The 21,801-nt window shown below is 40.6% G+C and carries 18 protein-coding genes and 1 CRISPR repeat array; of the genes, 7 read left to right on the top strand and 11 right to left on the bottom strand.

The genetic code is table 11. The features are described 5' to 3' along the window. Positions 1-27: 27 nt before the first annotated feature. Entirely contained in the window at positions 28-387 is a 360-nt protein-coding gene (locus LKE01_RS04955; RefSeq protein WP_054769125.1) for a YxeA family protein, read from the bottom strand. Between the two features lie 84 nt (positions 388-471). Continuing rightward, entirely contained in the window at positions 472-1,653 is a 1,182-nt protein-coding gene (locus tag LKE01_RS04960; protein ID WP_056982074.1) for a DUF2075 domain-containing protein, read from the bottom strand. Positions 1,654-1,787: 134 nt separating this feature from the next. Here LKE01_RS04960 and LKE01_RS04965 point away from each other — a divergent pair, with 134 nt between their 5' ends. Further along, complete coding sequence (locus tag LKE01_RS04965) at positions 1,788-3,368, top strand: amidohydrolase (RefSeq protein WP_054769124.1); 1,581 nt, start codon at positions 1,788-1,790, stop codon at positions 3,366-3,368. Here LKE01_RS04965 and arfA read toward each other — a convergent pair. The 3 genes from arfA to LKE01_RS04980 form a co-directional block, all read right to left on the bottom strand. Beyond that, complete coding sequence (gene arfA, locus LKE01_RS04970) at positions 3,350-4,930, bottom strand: arabinosylfuranosidase ArfA (RefSeq protein ID WP_275452996.1); 1,581 nt, start codon at positions 4,928-4,930, stop codon at positions 3,350-3,352. The genes LKE01_RS04965 and arfA overlap by 19 nt on opposite strands. Positions 4,931-5,164: 234 nt before the next feature. Further along, positions 5,165-6,436, bottom strand: a complete 1,272-nt coding sequence (locus LKE01_RS04975; protein ID WP_056982076.1) for an oligosaccharide MFS transporter — start codon at positions 6,434-6,436, stop codon at positions 5,165-5,167. Positions 6,437-6,459: 23 nt separating this feature from the next. After that, entirely contained in the window at positions 6,460-7,425 is a 966-nt protein-coding gene (locus LKE01_RS04980; protein ID WP_056982078.1) for a glycoside hydrolase family 43 protein, read from the bottom strand. Positions 7,426-7,696: 271 nt separating this feature from the next. Between LKE01_RS04980 and LKE01_RS04985 the strand changes: the two genes are divergently transcribed. Together LKE01_RS04985 and LKE01_RS04990 are read left to right on the top strand one after the other, a co-directional pair. Continuing rightward, a complete protein-coding gene (locus tag LKE01_RS04985; protein WP_054769123.1) occupies positions 7,697-8,587 on the top strand; it encodes an ArsR/SmtB family transcription factor in 891 nt (296 codons plus the stop codon). A gap of 29 nt (positions 8,588-8,616) precedes the next feature. After that, complete coding sequence (locus LKE01_RS04990; protein ID WP_225364662.1) at positions 8,617-9,216, top strand: hypothetical protein; 600 nt, start codon at positions 8,617-8,619, stop codon at positions 9,214-9,216. Positions 9,217-9,297: 81 nt separating this feature from the next. Here LKE01_RS04990 and LKE01_RS04995 read toward each other — a convergent pair whose 3' ends face one another. Then, positions 9,298-10,011, bottom strand: a complete 714-nt coding sequence (locus LKE01_RS04995; protein ID WP_056982080.1) for an alpha/beta hydrolase — start codon at positions 10,009-10,011, stop codon at positions 9,298-9,300. A gap of 299 nt (positions 10,012-10,310) precedes the next feature. Here LKE01_RS04995 and LKE01_RS05000 point away from each other — a divergent pair, with 299 nt between their 5' ends. Further along, the gene (locus tag LKE01_RS05000) at positions 10,311-11,378 is read left to right on the top strand and encodes an SGNH/GDSL hydrolase family protein (RefSeq protein WP_056982082.1); all 1,068 of its coding nucleotides are present in this window, start codon (positions 10,311-10,313) and stop codon (positions 11,376-11,378) included. Positions 11,379-11,486: 108 nt separating this feature from the next. Continuing rightward, positions 11,487-12,233 carry a CPBP family intramembrane glutamic endopeptidase gene (locus LKE01_RS05005; protein ID WP_056982083.1) on the top strand — a complete coding sequence of 249 codons (747 nt, stop codon included), beginning with the start codon at positions 11,487-11,489 and terminating at the stop codon, positions 12,231-12,233. 66 nt (positions 12,234-12,299) lie between these two features. Here LKE01_RS05005 and LKE01_RS05010 read toward each other — a convergent pair whose 3' ends face one another. After that, a complete protein-coding gene (locus LKE01_RS05010) occupies positions 12,300-12,683 on the bottom strand; it encodes an ASCH domain-containing protein (RefSeq protein WP_056982084.1) in 384 nt (127 codons plus the stop codon). A 133-nt stretch (positions 12,684-12,816) separates the two neighbouring features. Between LKE01_RS05010 and LKE01_RS05015 the strand changes: the two genes are divergently transcribed. Both LKE01_RS05015 and LKE01_RS05020 read left to right on the top strand, forming a co-directional pair. Beyond that, positions 12,817-13,377 carry a TMEM175 family protein gene (locus tag LKE01_RS05015; protein ID WP_054769120.1) on the top strand — a complete coding sequence of 187 codons (561 nt, stop codon included), beginning with the start codon at positions 12,817-12,819 and terminating at the stop codon, positions 13,375-13,377. A gap of 165 nt (positions 13,378-13,542) precedes the next feature. Then, the gene (locus tag LKE01_RS05020; protein ID WP_056982085.1) at positions 13,543-14,589 is read left to right on the top strand and encodes an SGNH/GDSL hydrolase family protein; all 1,047 of its coding nucleotides are present in this window, start codon (positions 13,543-13,545) and stop codon (positions 14,587-14,589) included. A 115-nt stretch (positions 14,590-14,704) separates the two neighbouring features. Next, positions 14,705-15,454: direct repeats of the CRISPR family, unit length 36 nt; unit sequence GGGTTTAACCTTATTGATTTAACATCCTTCTAAAAC. A 28-nt stretch (positions 15,455-15,482) separates the two neighbouring features. On the opposite strand, the gene csn2 is transcribed toward LKE01_RS05020, so the two are convergent. The 4 genes from csn2 to cas9 all read right to left on the bottom strand — a co-directional run bounded on the left by csn2 (position 15,483) and on the right by cas9 (position 21,652). Next, on the bottom strand, positions 15,483-16,154 hold the full coding sequence (csn2, locus tag LKE01_RS05025) for a type II-A CRISPR-associated protein Csn2 (RefSeq protein WP_054769119.1): 672 nt from the start codon (positions 16,152-16,154) through the stop codon (positions 15,483-15,485). After that, positions 16,151-16,456, bottom strand: coding sequence for a CRISPR-associated endonuclease Cas2 (gene cas2, locus LKE01_RS05030; protein ID WP_082619736.1), 306 nt, complete (start codon positions 16,454-16,456; stop codon positions 16,151-16,153). The genes csn2 and cas2 overlap by 4 nt, the downstream gene beginning before the upstream one ends. After that, positions 16,434-17,339: a type II CRISPR-associated endonuclease Cas1 gene (gene cas1 / locus LKE01_RS05035; protein WP_056982087.1), complete on the bottom strand. Its 906-nt coding sequence runs from the start codon at positions 17,337-17,339 to the stop codon at positions 16,434-16,436. The genes cas2 and cas1 overlap by 23 nt, the downstream gene beginning before the upstream one ends. A 206-nt stretch (positions 17,340-17,545) precedes the next feature. Next, positions 17,546-21,652, bottom strand: coding sequence for a type II CRISPR RNA-guided endonuclease Cas9 (cas9, locus tag LKE01_RS05040; RefSeq protein WP_056982089.1), 4,107 nt, complete (start codon positions 21,650-21,652; stop codon positions 17,546-17,548). Positions 21,653-21,801: the final 149 nt, after the last annotated feature.

Genomic DNA, 21,801 nt, shown 5'->3' on the forward strand with positions numbered 1-21,801 from the left:
TCGGCTGCCTCCTTTATTATCTCAAAATTATTTTGCATTCGTAATCTTTTCTCTTGCTGTCTTGGGGATTTGGTTATAAGAAACCTGTTCGTATCCGGTAACCTTTTTTGCCCGTGACCAGCCAATCTTGATAAACCGATTCTTTACAAATTTATGGCCGCCAATGGAACCGACTTCCATTTGTTTATGGTTGCCATCTTTATCCCAACCGTCAATCTTGTAATAGTATCTGTTGTGATAGCCTGCAGGGGCCTTTTCGGTTCTTTCGATTTGGCCACTAACCTGACCATAATAATAGGTTTTACCGTAATTATGGTGGTACCAAACACCACCCAGGACACCTAAAACAACAATCACCACAAGAACAATCATACTATTTTTCTTCATTTTAAATCTCCTGTCAATTAATCATGATTTGAACAAAGGATAACGAAATAGTAAATATATGTCAATCAATCCGAATTCGAAAGATTAGCCGTTCATCCGTTCCAAATAGCTTTCAAGCTTGGGATCATGGGCATGCAGATACATTCCCTTAATCCCTCGACGCAATAACACGTTCAGCGAATTTCTCAACAGTTCGACTTTGCTGGCCTCATAGTCTTCGGGAGTCATATCCGACCGGTGCTTGAAAATCTCAACGTCGGTAACCTTGCTTGGGTCAACCCCCAACCGGTTATCGTCGGTCAAATAAAATGGCGGGCCGATAATGATGCCAATATAGTTCAAATCAAATCCCTGAACAGTATAAATACTACCGACTTCATTAATCGTCTGTGGCTGTTCTGCCCAAGGGGTGCTGGTGAAATTGTACTGATCCCAGGGCAGATGGAAGTTGCCTTCGTTAACCAAATGCTTACCGCCATCCAAAGTTGATGGATAGCCACTGGTTGAGGTCATCCGTGACAAGCCATACTGATTATTCTTCTTGATAATTGTTTGAAACATTTTTTGCGCATCAGCAAATATCTGAAAGTCATAATCACCAATATCTTGGGGAACCGGTCCAATCACATCACCATCGATAAAATGATCCAGCCAATCCATCAATTTGGGACTGGCCTGCATCCGAAACTGTTGTTTCAGGTGTACCAAATCATGAGGATATGGTGCGATCAACTTTTCCAGGCGGGCTTTGTTCCAAAAACTCTTGGTCCGCAATACCTGGTGGGGATCAAACACAACGATCGTCACCCGGCTTAACTGGATAATATCTTCCAACTGATTCTGGCCGTAATAATTGTTGTAGTGATCAGGCTTGCTCAATAACAAATGGGCCTCGTCAACGACTGTTAAATTAACGTGTTTATCCTGCTTATGCATTTGATTAATGAAGCTGGTTGGACGCTGATAATATTTTTTCAGCATATGTGGGGTCTGCCCAGCAAGTTCCCGATAGACCTTCAGCAATTCCGGATGATTAACCAGGAAATATGAATCATCAACTTCCTGAGCCAATTTGGTGAACAACTGATTTAAAATCAGACTTTTCCCGGTTCCGGCATCCCCCATCAAAACAAACACCGCGTGCCCGTCTTCCTTGAGGTGTGTCCGAGTGAACTCATCAATTTGTTTGAGGACCGCCTTTTGATGATCGGTCAGTTCAATGTTTTTCGAAAATGCATTTAAAGTGTGCGATTCCAAAGATTCCATCAGTCTGCTCCTTCACTAAAGCTAATACTTTAATGATAGCTTTTTACGAATTCAATTTCCACAAAGATAGGGCTTGCAATCGCTACCATTATGACTAAATAATAGACTTAAATCGATCTTACAGGAGAATTGCTATGTCAACTTTCATTAACGGAAAAATATTCACCGGAGCTGATGCCAACACTTTTGCTTCGGCCATGACAATCAAAGACGGTCAAGTGGTTTGGGTTGGCGATACAAGTGACGTCAACGACAGCGATGCCATTGATTTGAAGAATCAAACTGTCCTGCCGGGCTTGATTGACGTTCATACGCATCCCAAATACATTGCGGATGCCCTTCACGGGGTTGCCTGCACACCGCCGAACGTCAACAGTATCGCTGACATGCAGGAGGCGCTGCGAAACTCACCGGCATTTGGTCAGGGCCCCAACACCTGGATCGAAGGCTGGGGATTTGATGAAACGAAATTAGCCGAACATCGAACACCGACTGTGGATGACCTGGATAAGGTTTCCACCACCCAGCCGATTTTTATCTATCGTTCCGACTGTCACTCCTCTGTCGGCAATTCCAAAGCCCTTGAAATGGCGGGCATCACGGCTACGACACCGGATCCGGTGGGCGGCTTTATCGGCCATTTTCCAGACGGTAGGCCCAATGGCTACATGAAGGAAGTCGCCGCCACCCAGCTGCTCATCAAAGCCAAATCGGCTCAAAGTTACCAAGCCGACGTGGATAACATGGTCAACAGCTCCGATCATTATCTGAAAAACGGGATTGTTGCCATTGGTGAAATGATGGGCCGAATCCGCCCATATGATTCTCTAAAACTCTATCAGGATTCTGTTCAAGCTGGCTTTAAACCCAAAACATCAATTTACTACGTCTATGATGAGGTTGCCGGCAACAACCGGCTCCAGCCGACCAATGACGATCAGTTGCGAATTGCCGGGATTAAAGTCTTCATGGATGGCAGTATTTCCGGCGAAACGGCTTATAACAGCCAACCGTATCCCAGCGGCAAGCAAGGCGTCAGCTTAACCAATGCGACCAAGCTCAAACAAGCTGTCGAATATGCCAAGCAACATGACTTACAGGTTGCCATTCACGCAATGGGTGACGCCGCCATTCAATTGATCCTGGATACGACTGACAATATGAAGCCGTGGCTGTCCGACCAGCCTTCGATTCGAATTGAGCACGCGTCAATTCTATCAGACAGGATGCTTGATCAGATTCAAGCGGCAACCATGAATTACGCCTTGGTGACTCAGCCAATTTTCTTCTTTGCAGAAGACGAATCTTATCGCAGCTACCTTTCACCTGAGCAGTTCAAGCAAATCTACCGAGTGAAATCAATGATGGCCACCAAAGCCGAGTTTGCCCTGAGTTCCGATGCTCCCTGCACGCCTTGGGCCGAACCAGACAGCCCATTTGTCAATATCTATGCAGCTGTGACCAGAACCGCGGTCAACGGTGATATCGTTAATCCATCGGAAGCCATCAATGTGCCTGATGCAGTCTTTGCTTATACCAACTGGCCGGCAAAAATCGGTGGTTTTCATCAAAACGGCTTGCTGGCGCCAGGTTATGCCGGTGACTTTGTTGTGCTGGATCAAGATATTTTCACGATTCCACATAATGACATCAAGAACGTCCGAGTCAAAGAAACCTGGATGGTTGGAAAACGAGTTTATAAAGTAACCAAATAGTCATGCAACAAATAATAAAAAGTCGGGTACTGAATTTCTTCAGTACCCGACTTTTTATACTTTATTATTTCATCATTCACATTAATTCGAATAACATCCCAAGAAAGTGGTTGCAATTCTGCACTGACTTTATCATCAGAAACGGTGACGTTATCCAGTGAGTTAACTTGCATCGACTGATCCTCGTTTGTTTTCATTAAATCATAACCACAGAACTGAGTAGCTTCCTTCAATCCTTTAACATCAAAGTTTTGAATTGTTGACTCAAAGTCGACTTTTTCTTTTGACTTATTCACAACAAAGATTGTCAGTACCCCGTTATCGTCATACGTAGCGACTGAGTCGGTATACGGAACCTCATAATCTTTTGCTTGATATGTCGGCACATCGGCTTTAACGCTCAACGCAGTTCCCCGACCAAAGTTTGAAGCCTGCATAAACGGATAGAAAATGGATTGATACCAGACAGAAGGCGTCCCATCGGTATTTGTCATGATTGGTGCAATGACATTGACCAGCTGGGCAAGGCATCCGATCTTAACTCGATCGGCATGCTTCATGAGTGTAATTGCCAAGCTGCCGACCAGCAAGGCGTCCATAAAGTTGTAATGATCTTCAAGCAGATGTGGCGCTACCTGCCAAGGAGCCTGCTTTTCATCTGCTGCCTTGGAATGATACCAAACATTCCACTCGTCAATGGAAAGGTTAATTTGTTTCTTGCTGTGGCGACGCGCTTTAACGGCATCACAAATGTTGGCAACGTCTGTAATGAAGTGATCAAAATCAACGGATTTCCCTAAGAATTCTCCCAAATCATGATCGGAGTCATCGTAGTACTGGTGTAAGGACAAGTAATCAACATTATCATATGCCTGGTCCAACAATGTTTCTTCCCAAGTACCAAAGGTATTGATTTGGTGAGATGAGCTTCCACATGCAATCAATTCAATATCCGGATCAATCAGGCGCATGGCTTTAGCCGTTTCGTCAGCCAACCGGCCATATTCATAAGCGGTCTTATGACCAATCTGCCATGGACCGTCCATTTCATTGCCTAATGACCAAACTTTGATATTAAATGGCTTTTCCGCACCGTTTTGACGACGCAAGTCACTCCAATAAGTGCCTTTAGGGAAGTTGCAGTACTCAATCAAGTTGCGGGCTGCATCAATACCCCGAGTTCCAAGGTTGACAGCCATATCTGGTTCAGTACCAACCTTCTTTGCCCACTTCATGAACTCATGAATGCCAAATTGATTGGTCTCTTTGCTTCGCCATGCCAATTCAAGTCTGGTTGGCCGCTGGTCTTTAGGGCCAATACCATCTTCCCAGTTATATGCGGAAACAAAGTTCCCACCGGGATAGCGGACCAATGGCACGTTCAGCTTTTTAACGGCATCAATAACATCTGTTCGAAAGCCGTCTTCATCTGCAGTTGGATGATCCGGTTGATAAATGCCTTCATAAATTGATCGACCAAGGTGTTCAGCGAATGAGCCCCATATTCTGGGATCGATTTTTGAAACGACTTGATCGCGGTCAATGGTTAATTTTGATTTGATAATGAATTCCTCCTTAATTTAGTAGAGAAAACCTGGGAAAAGTCCCAATACATAAATTATAAAAGTACCCTATTTAAAATCAAGTTAATTATGAATGCCCTTTCAAAATGTTTTGAAGTATTAAAAAAACGCAAGTGAGATCACTTGGACTAAATTCAGCTTTCAAAAGAAAAATGACACCCAATTGAATTGGATGTCATTTTGATTGTTTATTGATTGAAAAGCTTATCTAAATCAAGCTTTAGTGTTTCCTTCTTTATCAACTTCACCTGCTTGAACAGGGTCTTCCTTCTTCAAAGTAAATGCAGCGAAGATAGTAACAACGGCAACGATTGCACCAAGAATTAAGTATGTGTGGTAGAAACCAATTGAGTCGTACATGTTACCTGCCAATGCTGAAAAGACGAAGACTGAAATCTGTTTGGCAAAGTTTGAAGCCAGTGCGTAAACAGTAGCATAAACTCGAATATCGAAAGCTCCGGCAATATATTTCATGATTGAAACAAGTACCAAAGGCATTTCGAATCCGGCCAACAGACGAAGGACGATAACCCAGATTAAACTTGGTGATAAGGCACTACCGATAATCCGAACAGCCAAGATACAGCCATAAGCGATCAAACCATTTCGTGAACCAATCTTGTTAATGATCCATGGCATTGGGATCATAAGTAAGAATTCCAATCCAATTTGTGCAGTGGTCATGTAGCTGTATGCCTGTGTACCTTGGGCAGCTGTGTTAAAGAATGTCTTGAAGAAAATAATGAATTGTTGATCAAAAACATCATAAATCGCTGAAGCACCGATGTAGAAGATTGATAGGTACCAGAAGTTCTTCATCTTGAAGATTTTACCGATTTGCTTCATGTCAAGCTTGTTTGAAGTGTTACCAGCAGCTGCAGCGTTATCCATATCGATTTTGTCACTGAACAACAGTAAACCAGTCAAAATGGTTGCTGAAATTGAACATGCCCAGAAAATTGCATTTGGTTGCCAAATGAATAATTGACCACCTAAGAATGAAGCGCACATTCCGGCTAATGAGCCACCCATTCGTGAGTGACCATATTCAAAGTGGTTAGCCAAGCTGGCACGTTGAACATATTGTTCAATAACTGAAACACCTCCGTTGAAGATGAAGCAAAGGAAGATACCTGTAATAATGGCAACTAACATTGAGTTAATGTGCATTAATGGTAAGAAGACCCACTGGAAGTATGGTCCAATTAACATAGCAGCGATGGAAATCATAAATAGCAAATTCTTTTTGAAAACTAATTTATCTGACCAGATACCAAATACTGGTTGGAATAATAATGAAAGTCCTGACATAGCTGAGAACACAATCCCGGCTTCGGCGCCGTTCATATGACCAACTTGTTCCATCCAAAGTGTTAAATAACCGAAGATAATCTGCCACATGAAGAAGTAAGTAAAGTGGGTAAATGGGAATCCCCAGAAATTCTTACTCTCCTGTTTTTTAGGTGCTTTTGCACTATTTTGCATAATTAAATGCATCCTGAAGTTTATTAATCATAGTTATAAGGAACTGGTTTACCAAAGTTAGGGGTCCCATCGTCATTCCAAGTGAATGCTTGAACCTTTGTATGACGGTTTGGATCGTATAATGGATCACCCTTAATTTCGGTATAATCACGGCAATGGTAAACAAGAATATCGGTCTTGCCGTCTTCACCGATCGTAAATGAGTTATGCCCTGGGCCATATTGATGAGTAGCCATATCACTTTGGAAAACAGGCTTCTTAGATTTTGTCCAATTGCTTGCATCCAACAGATCCTGGTCATCAGGAATACTTAACATTCCCATTGCATAGTGTTCATCGGTTGCACTTGCTGAGTATGTCAGGAAGAAACGTCCATTACGGTGAATAACTGCTGGTCCTTCATTTACCCAAAATCCGATGGTTTCCCAATCAAATTCAGGCTTTGAAAGCATGACCGGTTTTGTTTTGAGTGTCCATGGATTTTCCATTTCAGCAATGTACAAGTTCGAATTGCCCTTAATGGCCGGATCCTTTTGTGCCCAAACGTAGTAAAGTTTGTCATTTGCTTCAAAGCAGGTTGCATCCAGCGAAAAACTGTCCATGCCGGTTTTTACCTGACCATGTTCTGTCCAATCATCCTCACTACGCATTGGATCTGGATTATCACATTCGATACAGAACATTCTGTGTTGGAACATGCCGTTCTTATCTAAAGCGGTTGTTTCAGCAGCGGCAAAGTAGATAAACCACTTACCGTCAATATAATGAATTTCCGGTGCCCAGATCAGTTGGCTCATGGGACCGCTTTCATGCTTGCGCCAAATTGTCCGTGGAGCAGCATGAGCTAATCCTTCCAAGGTTTTAGCTCGGCGGATTTCAATTAAGTTGTATGCAGGGACTGACGCGGTGAAATAGTAGTAACCATCCGTATGCTTGTAAATGTATGGGTCTGCCCGCTGAACAATCAGCGGATTCGTATAGACTGTCATATAAAATCCTCTTTTCTTTTAATTATTTGGTAACCGTTCGATCACCAATGCACATACTTATAATATTTCGTGTTTGTACTTTCAACAAGCTATTATGTAAATGTTTTGAATGTTTTTGACTTAAAATCGTAGTTTTGCTAAGATAAAGGTGTTTCGAAAACGGTTTCAGCTTTACGATCAACATTTATGTTGATTTAAAAGCTTAAAATATCCATGAATTAAAGAATAACTAATTTAACAATTACCAAACTTTGAACAGGAGGTCACAAATTTGGACTTAGATATTTCCAACGACTCTCTGGAAGTCTATAAGGCGCTGGCAAGCCCAGTTAGAATCCAAATCATCCAGGCACTGTCATCTAAACGAATGAGTGTCCAGGAGTTATCACACAAATTAAAGTTAAGCAGTACGATCATTCTGATGCACCTCAACAAACTTGCAGATGCTGGAATTATCGGCTTTGAACGCCAAGGCCACAGCAAAATTTCTTATCTGAAAGTCGACAACATTAATGTTCATTTTCCAACAACAATCTATCCGGCATTTGCGGAATACCAGACTCAAGTTCCGGTTGGCCAGTTTACGGATTATTCCGTGACTCCCTCTTGTGGCCTTGCCGGTAAAAACGACTACATTGGAAGAGTCGACAACCCCAAGTATTTCATGAGTCCAGACCGCATTAAAGCCGGAATGATCTGGTGGACCGATGGGTTCGTTGAATACCAATTTCCCAACTATCTGGAAGAAAAAGACAAGCTGGAAATGCTGGATCTCTCCATGGAACTGGGTTCCGAATTCCCATTTTCCAACAATGTTTGGCCTTCTGACATTACCTTTTACATTAATAATGTTGAAGTTGGGACATGGACGAGTCCCGGCGATTTCTCCGATATTCGTGGAAAATACACCCCTGCCTGGGTACCAGATAACGTTAACCAATACGGTCAATTAAAAGTCGTTCGTGTTACCGATCATGGAAGCTACCTGGATGGTCAACCGTTCACCGACGTTTCAATTGATGACATTGATTGGAAACAGCCAACCTTTACCGTCCGCTTTGCCATCAAAGACAATGCAAAACATAAAGGTGGCTGCACAATTTTTGGCCATGGGTTTGGCAATTATGATCAAGATATTCAAATGAAGCTTTTTCATAGCTAACAGAAATAAGAATAGGATGGCGATTATTTATGGAGTTTGAAGATCGGATGCGGGAATTCATTTTAAGCTTCCTGGAGACTCAGCCCAATCAGGTTAATTTAAAGACCGTTCAGAAATTAATTGATTACGGCAAGAACAATAACTATCGAGCCCCAAGGATTTTAAATGAGTTGGCAAAGTTGGATCAAAAGCATGAACAGGTATTAACGGCTACCTTTGATATTGATTTCGTAGATGGCGTAAAATTATTTGATAATCATGCAACAAAATGGCTAACCCCAAAAGGAGAAGCCTACCTGCAAGAACTTAAACAGCAACAAAGCAAAAATGATGCCATCAACTTCCCCCATGAAGAAGCCGTGTCAGAGGCAACCCAGTTTGACGGTTATCTCTCACAATTGACTTCTATTAGTGGCTCGTTAAAAAGTCACTCTGAAAAAGTCACTCTTCAAGAATTTGCGTTGGAATTGCGCCACTTACTAGCTGATACTAAGAAGCTGGACAAAGGTGCCCTCAATAAATTCAAACCATTTGTCGACCGCAATTGGAACCAGCTTTCAATGCCGATGACTCCAATCCTGGTTGAACTGTCGCGCCGGTTCTTAATCGAAAATAGTTATGATGATTAAATCATCTCCATCAAAAATAGCACCAAGCCCGGTTAAACCCGTAGCTTGGTGCTATTGTGTTTTAAATTAAATCAATTTAATTTACTTCAAACTTGCCAACCATTCCAAGCATAATGGGAACCACTTGGCAAAGTGCGCATCGGTTCGATCCCGGTTGACAACCCCAACAAATTTGTTGGCTAAGCTAAAGCCGTGGCCACCGGTACTGAATAGGTGAACTTCAAAGTTAACACCATCCTTATACAAAGCATCGGTGTACGGATAAATATGGTCGACATAAGGAGCCAATTCATCCCCACGGGCACCGAAAATAAAGGTTGGTGGTGTGTTCTTGGTTACCTGCTTGGTAACATCTTCACTTTGAATGCCAATCTTTTCATCCAAAGCTTGAGTCAAAACTGGGTAGCCTAACACGGCAAATTTAGCTTTGGTGTCAGGTTCGTTTGAATAAGCAGCTGCCAATTGACCACCGGCGGAAAAGCCGATGATACCGAGCTTATTGGTATCAACGTTCAAGTCCTTGGCATTCTTTGTAATGTAGTCAAAAGCCATCTCAATGCTCTTTTTGGCTTCTTGATAATTTTTCTTTTCATTAACCGGATATTCAACCACAAATGCTTGATAACTCTTGGTCAAGAATGTCAAAGCAACTCGGGCTGCATCCCGTTCTTTAAATGTTTTGTAACTACCGCCGGGAATCACAACAATCCCGGGTAAGGCAACGTCGCTGTCAGCGTCATAAATATCTAATTTGATGCCTTTTTCTTCATCAAATACAACTTGTTTAAAATTCATAAAATCACCTCATCTACTATGATAAGTTGCGACTGGCCAAAATACCATTAGAAAAACTTTCCATCTTCAATTAAGCTTACTCTCTCATAGCCTCAACACAGGTATTCTAATTATTTATAGGCATATTACAGAAATTTATAACCTTTACCGAGGTTTTGTCGTATAATATTAAAGTTAATTGCGAAAATGCGCCATAGAGCCATTTTCATCGATGAATTTAAAAAGAACCATTTGATTTCAATATGATCCAAATTGTTTTGGGGTTATATGTTCAATATTTTGTTCTGGGGAGAAAGTCAATGTTCAAATTTTTTAATAAGTATGTCGCTTACGGGGCAGTCTTTTTAGCATCGTTTGCCATCACTTCGTTTGCCTTCAATATCGAGAGTCAGCCCGCCAGCCGGACCACCGCGAACACATCGAAGGTTCAAGTCAGCTACACAACTCAAGTATTGCCGCATGCCTATGCATTAAAAAAGGATGCCAAAATATACACCGATGTCCACCTGACCAAGTCAATCAGTCCGAAGCATTATTTAAAGACGACTTGGTACCGAACCGAAGAAGTTGATCTGACTTTAGATGGTAAAACCCGAAAGGTCTTCAAGGTTACCAATACTGATCAGACCCACTCGTTCTTTGTTCTGGAATCTCAACTGATGGGGATTGATTCAAAATCATATAACGTGAAATTAAAAGTGGCTAAAAACCACTTCCTCGGTCAAAAGATTGGTGTCCTTGGCGACTCCATTCCAGCAGGCTGGGACGGTTTCCACTTTTATTCCCACAGTTCTTATCCTGACTGGGTTGGAAAATACCTTGGTACAGGTACAACAACCATTGATTTAGCCTGCCCAAGCGGTCGGATTGTTGGTAAACGTTGGGCTTATCTGGGAAAGGAACACCTTCCTCAAGACTTGCCGGCCGTGGTTGCTGCCCGTAAGAGTCAAATCAAGAAGATGAACATCATCTTCATTCATATTGGTACCAACGACTACACGAATGGTTCCGGATCAGGTTCGTTGACCAACGTCATTCGTCATCTGCGCACGAGCTTGAAAGCCGTTCAGGCAATCACCCCCCACGCTCAGATTTACGGTATCCTACCAATTTCTCGATACGATGCCAATGGTGAAAATCGTCAAAGCATGCGGGACATGTACGGCTATACCTATGGTCAACTCCGTCATGAGGAACAAAAGCTTTATCGTGCCCGAGGCATTAAAGTCATTAACTTCCAGCAAATTGCACCAAATATTATTACTGACCAAAATAAGAATCGTACCCTGCAGGATCACGAGATCCATCCAACTGCAGAAACAGCTCAAAAGCTGGGTTACGCACTAGCTAAAAAGATCGCCGACTAATTCATTCAAGCCTTTAAACCCCGTGGTGGTTTTAGGGCTTTTATATTCTGAAATGTGTTACCATACAGTATACTAAAGTAAGTAAATTTATTTGAGAGGCAACGTGATATGCAAAAAATATTATTTGAACGAAAAAATGAGCAGCGGGAATTCCCACTGCTGGATCAAAAAATTAGTCAGTGGCAATTGTGGGCAATTATCATCTTCGTGGCATTCGGCTTCATCGGCTGGATTACCTTTGCTGCAAATGTTCAGCCAAAGACCGTTTGGGGACTGATTCTCGCCACCAGCCTGTTACCATTTGCCATTATTTTAGGCGGCTTTTACTTCTTAAGTAACGGTGCTGCCTCAACTCTTTTCAAGCTTCCCAAGTTACGGGACTGGGGCTTTGCCCTGGTCATGGTGGTGCTCGAAACAATTTACAGCATCGTGATTGGCATGGTTTTGAACCACCTTCACATTGCAACAAACGTCAACGCCGTTGCCAGCAATATCTCGAACTCCGGTGACAAGATCAAAACCCTCCAGATAGTCCTTGGAACTGATCTGTTCAACCTGATGGGCGAAGAGATTCTCAGCATCAGTGTCTTCCTCGCAATTGCCGGTCTGCTGTTTCATTATTTTGGCCGGAATCGAAAAGTCGCACTGGGAATTGCCTATTTCCTGTCACTGTTCATCTTTGGCTTGCTTCACTATCATACGTATAATTGGAACCTGGCACAGTTATTGCTTGTGCTGCCGGGCGAACGGTTCTTCTTGACCGGAATCTATATTCGAACCAAATCAATCTGGCCTTCATTTGCGATGCACTACCTGTTTGACGGTGGCATCTTCTTAATCACAGCACTGGCCTAAACTAAAATTCAAATGAGGTAACCACGTGATCACGTGTGGATACCTCATTTTTAGTAGTCTGTTAAATTAATAAATGTATGGATCTATATATTTCTTCTGGTATTCATCCCATTGTTCCTGAGTGGGGTGATGATCATCATCGACTTCAGGATGGTAAACAATTTTATCATCCGGAACGTCATACAAATGCAATTTACCTTTGACTGGGAATGGCTCAATGTCGTAAATCTTGCCAAGCTGCCATTCATAGTCTCGTGGACCGGCTTTCTTGATGTCTACTAAATCAATGACGCAGGTGGCGTAACCTGGCATGGTCCCCCGAATTTTCATTGCTGAAGAACAAATTAACAATTTCCCCCGATAATCAGTCTTCCACGAACGATACTCAACGGTTTTTTCACCCGCTAAAATCATCATCGCGTAATCACCATGTAACGATAAAGCTTTCATAATAACACCCTCCATATTCCCCAAGGTCACTGCAACACTAACTATCTCCGTGATACTCCTGCAGAGAATTTGGGAAAACGATATTTTTAAACGATTGAGTCCGTGATGCTATACTAAAGCCGAGGTGGTTACTATGAACAAACCACGACTTGAGCTTTTTACCGATGCCATTATGGCAATTGCAGCAACGATCATGGTATTGGAACTGCGGGTGCCAAAGATCACGTCGCTGTCTGATCTGACCAGCCTATGGTCAGTCTTTTTGGCATATCTGGTCAGTTTTGTCTTGATCTATGTCGTCTGGTATTCACACTATAAAATATTTCAAAAAGCCAAGGTGATTTCCACGGCAACTTATGCGTGGAACGGTGTCTGGCTGTTCTTCATGACATTGACGCCGTTTACGACTGCTTGGATTGGGGAATTTTCCAACAGCATGTTGCCCGAAATTACATATTCCATCATCTTATTGCTGTGGTCAATCTCATTTCAGCTGATGAACCGACAAGTCCGCAAAGACAACCCTGAAATGCAGAAAGATCCAACCTCGTCACTCAAGTTCAGACTGCCGCTTTATGGTGGCATCCTCGCAGCCTTGGTGGTCTCATTCTTAGTGCCCATTTTGACCCTGATCATCGTTGGAATAACCACCATGTCACTGGCAATCCCGATGATGCGTGGCCGGCATATTTAAGATTCCGCTATGGAAATTAACTTTTATTTGAATTTATTAAATTTTGAATTAGTTTGACATATAATTGGAAACTCAGCAAAAGATATTATATGATAGACGTTATAAATTAGGTTGTTGAATGCCTAACTATCAAGCTTACGTTTAGTTTTCTGAGGAGAAAATTTAATGATCAAATTCTTTAACAAACATACAAAACTATTTGTCGCAGCGTTTGTTGTGGCATTAATTTCATTCGGTGTCTATAGTCACCCAACCGCCAATAAATCAGGCGTCCAAGTTGCATATACGACTCAGGCAAAGCCCCATGCATTCGCGTTGAGAAAAGGCGCAAAGCTGTATACTGACGTGCACTTGTCCAAAACGGTCAGCACCAAACAATTTGGTAACACCCCTTGGTATCGGAATCAAGCTGCCAAGCTAATTTATGGCGGCAAGGCTAAGGTCGTTTATCGGGTTACCAACAGCGATAATAAGCATACGTACTGGGTTTTGAAGTCCCAAGTTAAAAATATTACCGCCAAATCCTACCATATCAAGTTGGCAGCGGCTGGTACTAAATTTACCGGCAAACGAATTGGGGTCTTTGGTGACTCGATTCCTGCCGGTTGGGACGGTTATCACTTCTACTTAAACAGCTCGTATCCTGATTGGACGGCTAAATATCTTGGGACCAATACCAAGGTTGAAAACTTCGCCTGCCCAAGTGGTCGAATTGTTGGTAATCGTTATGCTTATCTTGGCACAACCTTGGTTCCCCAAGACTTATCGGCAGCGATTAAGGCTCATAAAACAGCGATTAAGCATATGAACATGATTTTTGTTCATATCGGGACCAATGACTACACAAGCTACTCGAATTCCGGGAGTTTGAAGAACGTCATTCGTCACTTACGTTACAATATCCGAGTCATTAAGAAGTTGAACCCATCCGCTAAAGTTTACGGTATCTTGCCAATCTCTCGTTATGACTTGAACGGCATGAACCGCGATAGCATGAGTGACATGTATGGCTACACTTACCACGACTTACGAGTCGCCGAAGCCAAGGCGTACAAGTCTCTGGGTGCCAAAGTTGTTAACTTCAACCAATTTGCACCGCATATCATTACCAACGAAAACAAGGACGTCACTTTAGAGGATCACGAAATTCATCCAACACCACAAACTGCCCAGAAGTTGGGATATGCTTTGGCGAAGGAATTGATTAAATAGAGATAACAAAACGAGTTCTTGGATCAGCTAACTGCTAATCTAAGAACTCGTTATTTGTTGTGGATCGTTTATAAAATTTCGTACGAAATTCTGGGGAGATCCTCCAAGCGAGCTAAAACTTAAGCTCATTGATTTAACATCCTTCTAAAACAGCAAGATAGTCAAACATAACACATGCTATGGGTTTAACCTTATTGACTTAACATCCTTCTAAAACTGGCAATATGGGCAATTCTCTGTTCGTCAGGGGTTAACCACATCCTTCTAAAACCACAAGCGTTCTGAGCCTTGAGATTGGTCAGGATTTAACCTTATTGATTTAACATCCTTCTAAAACGGGCAGTAAAACGAAGACTCATCAGTAAACGGGTTTAACCTTATTGATTTAACATCCTTCTAAAACATCAATAAAGTAATCAACAAAGCCGACATTGGGTTTAACCTTATTGATTTAACATCCTTCTAAAACGGATATGTGAGCAAATATTCTTCGCCGCTCGGGTCTAACCTTATTGATTTAACATTCTTCTAAAACATGTCAGACTTATTGAAGACCACCGGAATCGGGTTTAACCTTATTGATTTAACATCCTTCTAAAACATCCAAGCTTCAAACATCCGCAAATTATCGGGGTTTAACCTTATTGATTTAACATCCTTCTAAAACTTTCAAGCGCCGCCGTGTATATTGATCTGTGGGTTTAACCTTATTGATTTAACATCCTTCTAAAACGAATGGTGGTCAGTAACGACCACATCACAGGGGTTTAACCTTATTGATTTAACATCCTTCTAAAACGATTTTGAACGTCAAATGGTCGATCATCAGGGGTTTAACCTTATTGATTTAACATCCTTCTAAAACCGCTTTTTTATAATCCGATTTTAATAAGTTATGCATGCCAATCAACAAAGTCCTCGTCAATGTAGTAGAAGTCACAATTTGTATAAAGCTCCTGTGACTTCAAATCTGTGAACGCTACTAATATTGTCGAGATTCCAGTGGAACTTACAAGCTTGGACAAGTCATTTATCTGCTGCTGATTAAGATAATGAGCGACATTAGTTAAGCCAACAGCCGACTTCAATCCACACTCTAAATGGATTTTGATAATTGATTCAATTATAGCATATGGGTTCTGCATGGTTTGCGAATTAAAGTGAATCTTACAGTACTTAAACAGCTTTTTAAGATCCCAATCATAGGTAACTTCCAGTGGCAAATCAATCATGAAGAGACACTGTTGAATCAGCGTATACAACTGGTTATTGATATCCGTGATTGATTTTCGTTGATCATCCGTCAGAACAGTTTCCAATTGTTTGAGAATATTCGAATTATATTTTTCACTAACTCCTCCGTTTAAGCCAACATCGCCCTGCCAATCGACGGCATCTTTTATTTCTACAGCATTAAAACTGTCATCATACATTTTAACCTTATCATCAAATACCCCTAGGCCAACAATCAAATCATGATAAACCGTTGGATTATTAGTGGCAATGACAGTAGGATGCTGATCATTTATCTGAATTTCTTTGTGCGCTGCATAAGAAATTTTCATAGTATAATCGTCCTTTCCGAAGAATTACGGACATCCTGTTTGGGTTTTCCTGCAATAAAATGCATATCATTATATTGTTTTTCAGTCATAATTAATGATTGAATCAATCCATTTGGCGGTGCAAGTGCGGCAATCCTCTTTTCCATAAAGTCAGCAGATTTCTTATTAACACAGACTCGGACATAAACGGAGTACTGAATCATCAAAAAGCCTTCGTTAATCAGTGACTTTCGGAACTTTCGATAGTTTCTTCGATCCTCACTGGTTTCAACCGGCAAATCAAACATTACCATTAATCGCATTATTCGGTACCTCATTTTTTAGTTCCACCTCTATTTGAATTTCATCAATCTCGCCACTCAAATATTTAAGACAACTTCTAACATGTTCTGTAATGACATTACGGAACAACATATTTTTACCGTTAAATGTTAATTCCAAGTTTAATAAATCCACCAAGCCAAACTTGATATCCGGTGTGAGCTCCTTAAACTTTTGATTAGCCAGCCAGTAATCGATTACGGGTCTGAAGGGTTCCATTAAGTCTGAACCCAGATTAAATTGATTATCGTTACTGTGATGATGAATTCCAAGATAGGTTAAATACCCATTCGAAACGATTTCCCGATTAATGTTGGAAAGAAGTATTGAATACCCATAGTTAAGAGCAGCGTTAATCGGTGAAAAGTCACGTCGACTGAACTTGTTATCAAATAAGAGTGGAAAATATTTCCTGGCTACCACCGCTTCTCGATTAGTCACATCATCAACTTCGAGTTTATCGAGTTCATCCATCAGATTCTGATTATCAATCTTGTATATCGCTAACACATTAATCTGATTGATAATTTTGGTAGCCACAATTTTTGTCCCAAGCACCTGCTGCCGCTTCTCATCCCAATTGAACTGTTTCTTAATCAGATCTACATCCCGATTATTTGGATAATACCCAACGGTTTCACACACCGGTTCACTTGCATTATCAGTAAAGATAATTTTGACTTGTCCTTTGACCAATTCACTAATTAAAGCAGTAGTAATCACGGCTTGGGTGGTTGATACCAAGAGAAGATCAATATCCTCAATTGGTATCTGGTTAATTCCATCCATTGTCTGAACAATCATATTTCTTGATGAATATGACATTTTTGCATGTTGAGATACAACCACTGAACGCCATCCCATTAAAAATTCCCCCTTGCCTCAATTTGTTTATTGAGGTATATTATTTGTGTTGGGTAGCTCCCAATATGTTTGACCTTATTGATTTAACATCCTGTGTTAAAATCAAGCAATGCGCTTTGCGCGGAGTTTCAACTTTTGACCCATTATATGGGCATTACATAAGCGAAAGGAATCATTCTTCGATTTGGAGAATGATTCCTTTTTTGTTACAAATCTTTTAACACAACACGTCGCTCAAACAGGCCTGTAGGTGACTGATAACAGATAATTGCGTCCGATGAAAGATTAATGCCACTTGTGGAACTGAATTGACCTAAGTTTTTAATCCCAAACAAGTCAATGTCAGGCCTATCAGCGTTTGCATGAATCCCACCAAGAATTGAGTTGATTATATGCTTTTTCCCAACTTGTTCCAATTTGTTTCCTTCGTACACATCGTGTACTGGTAAATTTACAAATAAGGATTTTCCATTATTTAATCTTTCCTGGAAATGTCGATGTTGAAAGATTGGCAATAACTTTTCAACTTTTTGAACGATTTCGTCATAAACTTTATCATATTGGCTACTCAATTCAAATTCATCAATGCCTTCTTGATCACTTATAGTCCGAATGGCTTGATCAGAAAGTACCAGTTGTTTTGCATTGTATTGATAAACTGAACTTGCAATCAGAGATTTTTCGGAACCATCAATGACCATTTGGCGATAGAAAAGTCGTCCAAGAACAATATCAAAATTTGTGACTACTTTAGAAACTTCGCCAGTCTTCCGATTTTTCTTAATCTTTGTGAATTGCGGTTCAAGTGCTTTCCTCAGTTCTGCTGTATAAGATTGTGGGCTCTCTTTTTCGGCATGTTTTAAATTATCAAGTGCCCTCATTGGAACGCCTACAATCTTATACTTGTCTTCCTTACTACCCTTAAGTTTAACCACTGTTAAATATGCATCAGTATTATTGCTGTATCCACCATAAATATCAACAGGCTTATCCTTCTTTATTTGAATAAGCTTAGATTTTTTTGCCAACGTTGCTGGAAATAGCTTTTGCTTAAACATTTCCTTATTTAAAGAAAATACTTCCTGCGATATCAGCATAAATTTATAATGATAAACATCCCTCAACTGCTGAATCGAACGTTTCCTATCCCAAATTACCTCACCAGTTTCAGTGTCGGCAATTCTTTCTTGCTTATCGTCAGTCAAATCATGCAGGAAGTTAAAGTTACGCATCGTAACCTTGTCTTCACGGAACTTTTTAAAGTCACCATAGACAAAGTAAGGCCGCAGTTTAATGTAACGATGATAGAGATAGTGACCCAAAAAGGCAGTTAGATAAGCATCAAAGGCATGATGATAATCGTTAATTTCCCGATTCTTGATAAAGCCAAACTCATCTCGCATCTGATGATTCATCCGCGCCGTAATTTCGATAATCTTCGTATCGTCATTTCGATACTTATCTCCAAGAATATTGGCAACCAGCTTAATAACCTGACTGGTTTCAACCAATTGTCGGCGGATAAATCCATGCATGGCAAATTTACTTATGGTATCAGGGTTGGTCTGCAAATTCTTTAGCTTGCGCTGCCCAATCAATCCAGCATCAGCCAGTTGCTTCCAATATCCGCCCATTTTTGCACCAAATAATTTGAGTGGAACATTTGCAGACTTACCATTGTTACCAGCTTTGGATACCAAAACCCGGTTATTCAAAGAGTCATCCTTAATAAATGCCTGTGGGAAGATGTGGTCAATATCGTAATTACTAATTTCATCAATATTAATTGGCTTGCCTGTATACATATCTTTACCAAGCTGAGTAAAGTACAGATACAGTCGATCGGTCAGCCCCTTCTTACTTTTAGAAGCATTATCCAATTCTGACAAAATGTCCGGATTAATAGACTTAACCAGAGCTTGGGCGGTATCTTTCAAAGTATTTTCAAGTTGCCGTTGACGAGAAATTGTGCGCCGTGGATTACGATCTTCGGACCGCGTAAATTCAATGGAAATGAACTTAGGAGCGACTCCCCCCATTGCCTTTTGGATATCATCAACTACTTTAACAACCTGCCGAATTGCCTTTTTGTTTTGTGGTGATGTATAAGCATCAGCCAAAACATCTTCTACATCAGTAGCCTTCATCTGATTAGCATTGGCTTCGTGAATTCGTTTGGCGAAAGAATCATCGGATTGAATCTGCATAAAGTTCTTATTGGTATTCCACAACTCATCAATGATCCGTTGACCATTTCCGTCAACAATACCTGTAAGAAGTTTCTTGGAAAGGCGTCCCCATCCTTGGTACCGGATTTCTTTGAACTCATTCTTTTGCGTATCTGACAACCATGCAACCTCATCCAGTTTTGCTCGTAAAATCTTTTTGTCTTCAAAAATAGTCGACCATTCTATCATCTTTTCAAAGTCATCTTGAAGATCGGGGTCATCGACTTTGTCTCCGAACATCTTTTTAAAGTCGTTATAGGTTCCTAATGATGAATTAAAGTGATCAGGATCTGACAAGCCAGAAATTTTCGGACCAGTCGGTAATCCGGATTTTGACTTAACGTAATTCTGCAAATTTTTAACTGAAATTCGCTTTTGATTCTCAAACAAGTCACGGTATATCGCTTGCTTTTCAGATACCTTCAATGGATGGTCATTAACGCGAACCATATTCAATTCATTCAACACTTTAAACTTCTCATATAATAAGCTTTGATCAGGTAATACATCTTCGCCAATCAAGTAAGTGTCCTTAGTCGTCATTCGCTTAATGAACCTGTTGGCAGACTCCATTCGATCAACTTTTTCATCAAAGTTCCATGGCGTGATCTGACCTGGTTCTTTACGTTTCATCCAAGCAAAGATAGTTTGGCTGGACTTTTCCTGATCTTCAGGTGTAATCATTGGTCCAACGTAATAAGGAATTCTAAATGCAACCAATTCTTCGATTTTGTATTTGGCTAAGTGTAAGTCATGCTTATTGGGATTTGCCTCAGCAAACCATGGATAATACTTACTCTGATGCTCAATAATTTCATCGAGTTCTCTTTGATGTAATTGATGTGGAATAACACCGTTTTGAGACGTACGTTGTTTTGGCATGAACTTTTCCGCTTCAATCAAGTCAGCAATCTGTTTTGAAAGATCGGAATCATCCAAGTTCTTCTTAACATTAGAATAGAATTCATCTTGTTCAATGGTCTTACCATCGTCACCTACATATTTATCATAAGCGGTTTTTAAAGCCGATCTTTTCTTAGTATCCGAAATATTGTCAATCAGCTTCTTGTATAGTTTTAAATGTTCGTGATGGTCGTTGTATTTTTTGATCATTGAGTCAGACAACGACATACCGTTTGGGACAATCTGATTTAAAGTAACCTGTGAGTATAAGTCTTGAATAATTTCAACGATTGATTGTTGGTTTTCATCCATTTCTGGCAAGATATCGTTAAGTTTGGAATCAATATCTTCATCATCAAACTTGACCGCCCACTTTTTAGGATCCTCTGGTTCCGTCTGAGTAACAACATTAAGTTTTGATTTATACCCCAAGATTGCCTTGGTGATTTCAAGTGCAATCTTGCCATTTAATTTTTTGGCTTCTTTATCTTCAACGACAACCGGTATTAGTTTGGAAATTTGCTTTTGCTTATCAAACTTACGAATCGATGAATCAAGGAACAATCTCCCAGTTTCATCAGATTTATTCATATCAACCTGGAATGCATCTTCAGGGTTAATTGCTGAATATAGTTCGTTTAACTGGTTAAACGACTTCTTAAAATCAACTTTTGACGCTTTAAACGTATCAACGGTTGCTGAATTAAGAAAGTTTCCACGATATTTTACAATGTGGTGAATTGCCAAATAAACCATGCGAATATCAAACTTTTTATCTTCGGTCATCAATGCACGCCGAAGATGATAAATTGTTGGATAGTCTTCGTGATATTGTTTATCCGTTAAATCTGGAAACAGCATGGAACCTTTAAATTCTTTACGGGAATCCTTAGGTGATAAGTTGGACTGCTTTAATCTGGCAAAAAATGTTGAATCCACAGGTGTAATGTATGGATCAAAAATTTCATCCAACAACTTTAATCGCCATTTACGACGGTTCAATCGACGACGAGTGGTTCTGAACATACGCCGATCAGCAGCAACGTGTCCTTCTTGAAATAAACGTGCACCAATTGCAGTTTTCCCCTTAACCCGCACTGGTTTACCGTCTTCCCCCATCACTACCCAACCAATTGATGATGTCCCGATATCTAGACCAATATAATATACTTTTACTCTCATAATAATAAACTCCTCAAAATATTTTTTTGCACTGGTATTTGTTACGAGAATCTTCCTTAATTATGCCTTATCAGCTTTGGTATTGGAATGCTTTTCACATAGATTATTTGAGGTGTAATATAAAAGCCTCCCAGGTTAAAAGTAATCCT

It is taken from the genome of Lentilactobacillus kefiri (assembly GCF_007989105.1).
GTDB lineage: Bacteria > Bacillota > Bacilli > Lactobacillales > Lactobacillaceae > Lentilactobacillus > Lentilactobacillus kefiri.

Bases quoted from the DNA above. Each gene is read 5' to 3' on its own strand.
- LKE01_RS04955 (WP_054769125.1), bottom strand. From the start codon at position 387: ATGAAGAAAAATAGTATGATTGTTCTTGTGGTGATTGTTGTTTTAGGT.
- LKE01_RS04960 (WP_056982074.1), bottom strand. From the start codon at position 1,653: ATGGAATCTTTGGAATCGCACACTTTAAATGCATTTTCGAAAAACATT.
- LKE01_RS04965 (WP_054769124.1), top strand. From the start codon at position 1,788: ATGTCAACTTTCATTAACGGAAAAATATTCACCGGAGCTGATGCCAAC.
- LKE01_RS04975 (WP_056982076.1), bottom strand. From the start codon at position 6,436: ATGCAAAATAGTGCAAAAGCACCTAAAAAACAGGAGAGTAAGAATTTC.
- LKE01_RS04980 (WP_056982078.1), bottom strand. From the start codon at position 7,425: ATGACAGTCTATACGAATCCGCTGATTGTTCAGCGGGCAGACCCATAC.
- LKE01_RS04990 (WP_225364662.1), top strand. From the start codon at position 8,617: ATGGAGTTTGAAGATCGGATGCGGGAATTCATTTTAAGCTTCCTGGAG.
- LKE01_RS04995 (WP_056982080.1), bottom strand. From the start codon at position 10,011: ATGAATTTTAAACAAGTTGTATTTGATGAAGAAAAAGGCATCAAATTA.
- LKE01_RS05000 (WP_056982082.1), top strand. From the start codon at position 10,311: ATGTTCAAATTTTTTAATAAGTATGTCGCTTACGGGGCAGTCTTTTTA.
- LKE01_RS05005 (WP_056982083.1), top strand. From the start codon at position 11,487: ATGCAAAAAATATTATTTGAACGAAAAAATGAGCAGCGGGAATTCCCA.
- LKE01_RS05010 (WP_056982084.1), bottom strand. From the start codon at position 12,683: ATGAAAGCTTTATCGTTACATGGTGATTACGCGATGATGATTTTAGCG.
- LKE01_RS05015 (WP_054769120.1), top strand. From the start codon at position 12,817: ATGAACAAACCACGACTTGAGCTTTTTACCGATGCCATTATGGCAATT.
- LKE01_RS05020 (WP_056982085.1), top strand. From the start codon at position 13,543: ATGATCAAATTCTTTAACAAACATACAAAACTATTTGTCGCAGCGTTT.
- csn2 (WP_054769119.1), bottom strand. From the start codon at position 16,154: ATGAAAATTTCTTATGCAGCGCACAAAGAAATTCAGATAAATGATCAG.
- cas2 (WP_082619736.1), bottom strand. From the start codon at position 16,456: ATGCGATTAATGGTAATGTTTGATTTGCCGGTTGAAACCAGTGAGGAT.
- cas1 (WP_056982087.1), bottom strand. From the start codon at position 17,339: ATGGGATGGCGTTCAGTGGTTGTATCTCAACATGCAAAAATGTCATAT.
- cas9 (WP_056982089.1), bottom strand. From the start codon at position 21,652: ATGAGAGTAAAAGTATATTATATTGGTCTAGATATCGGGACATCATCA.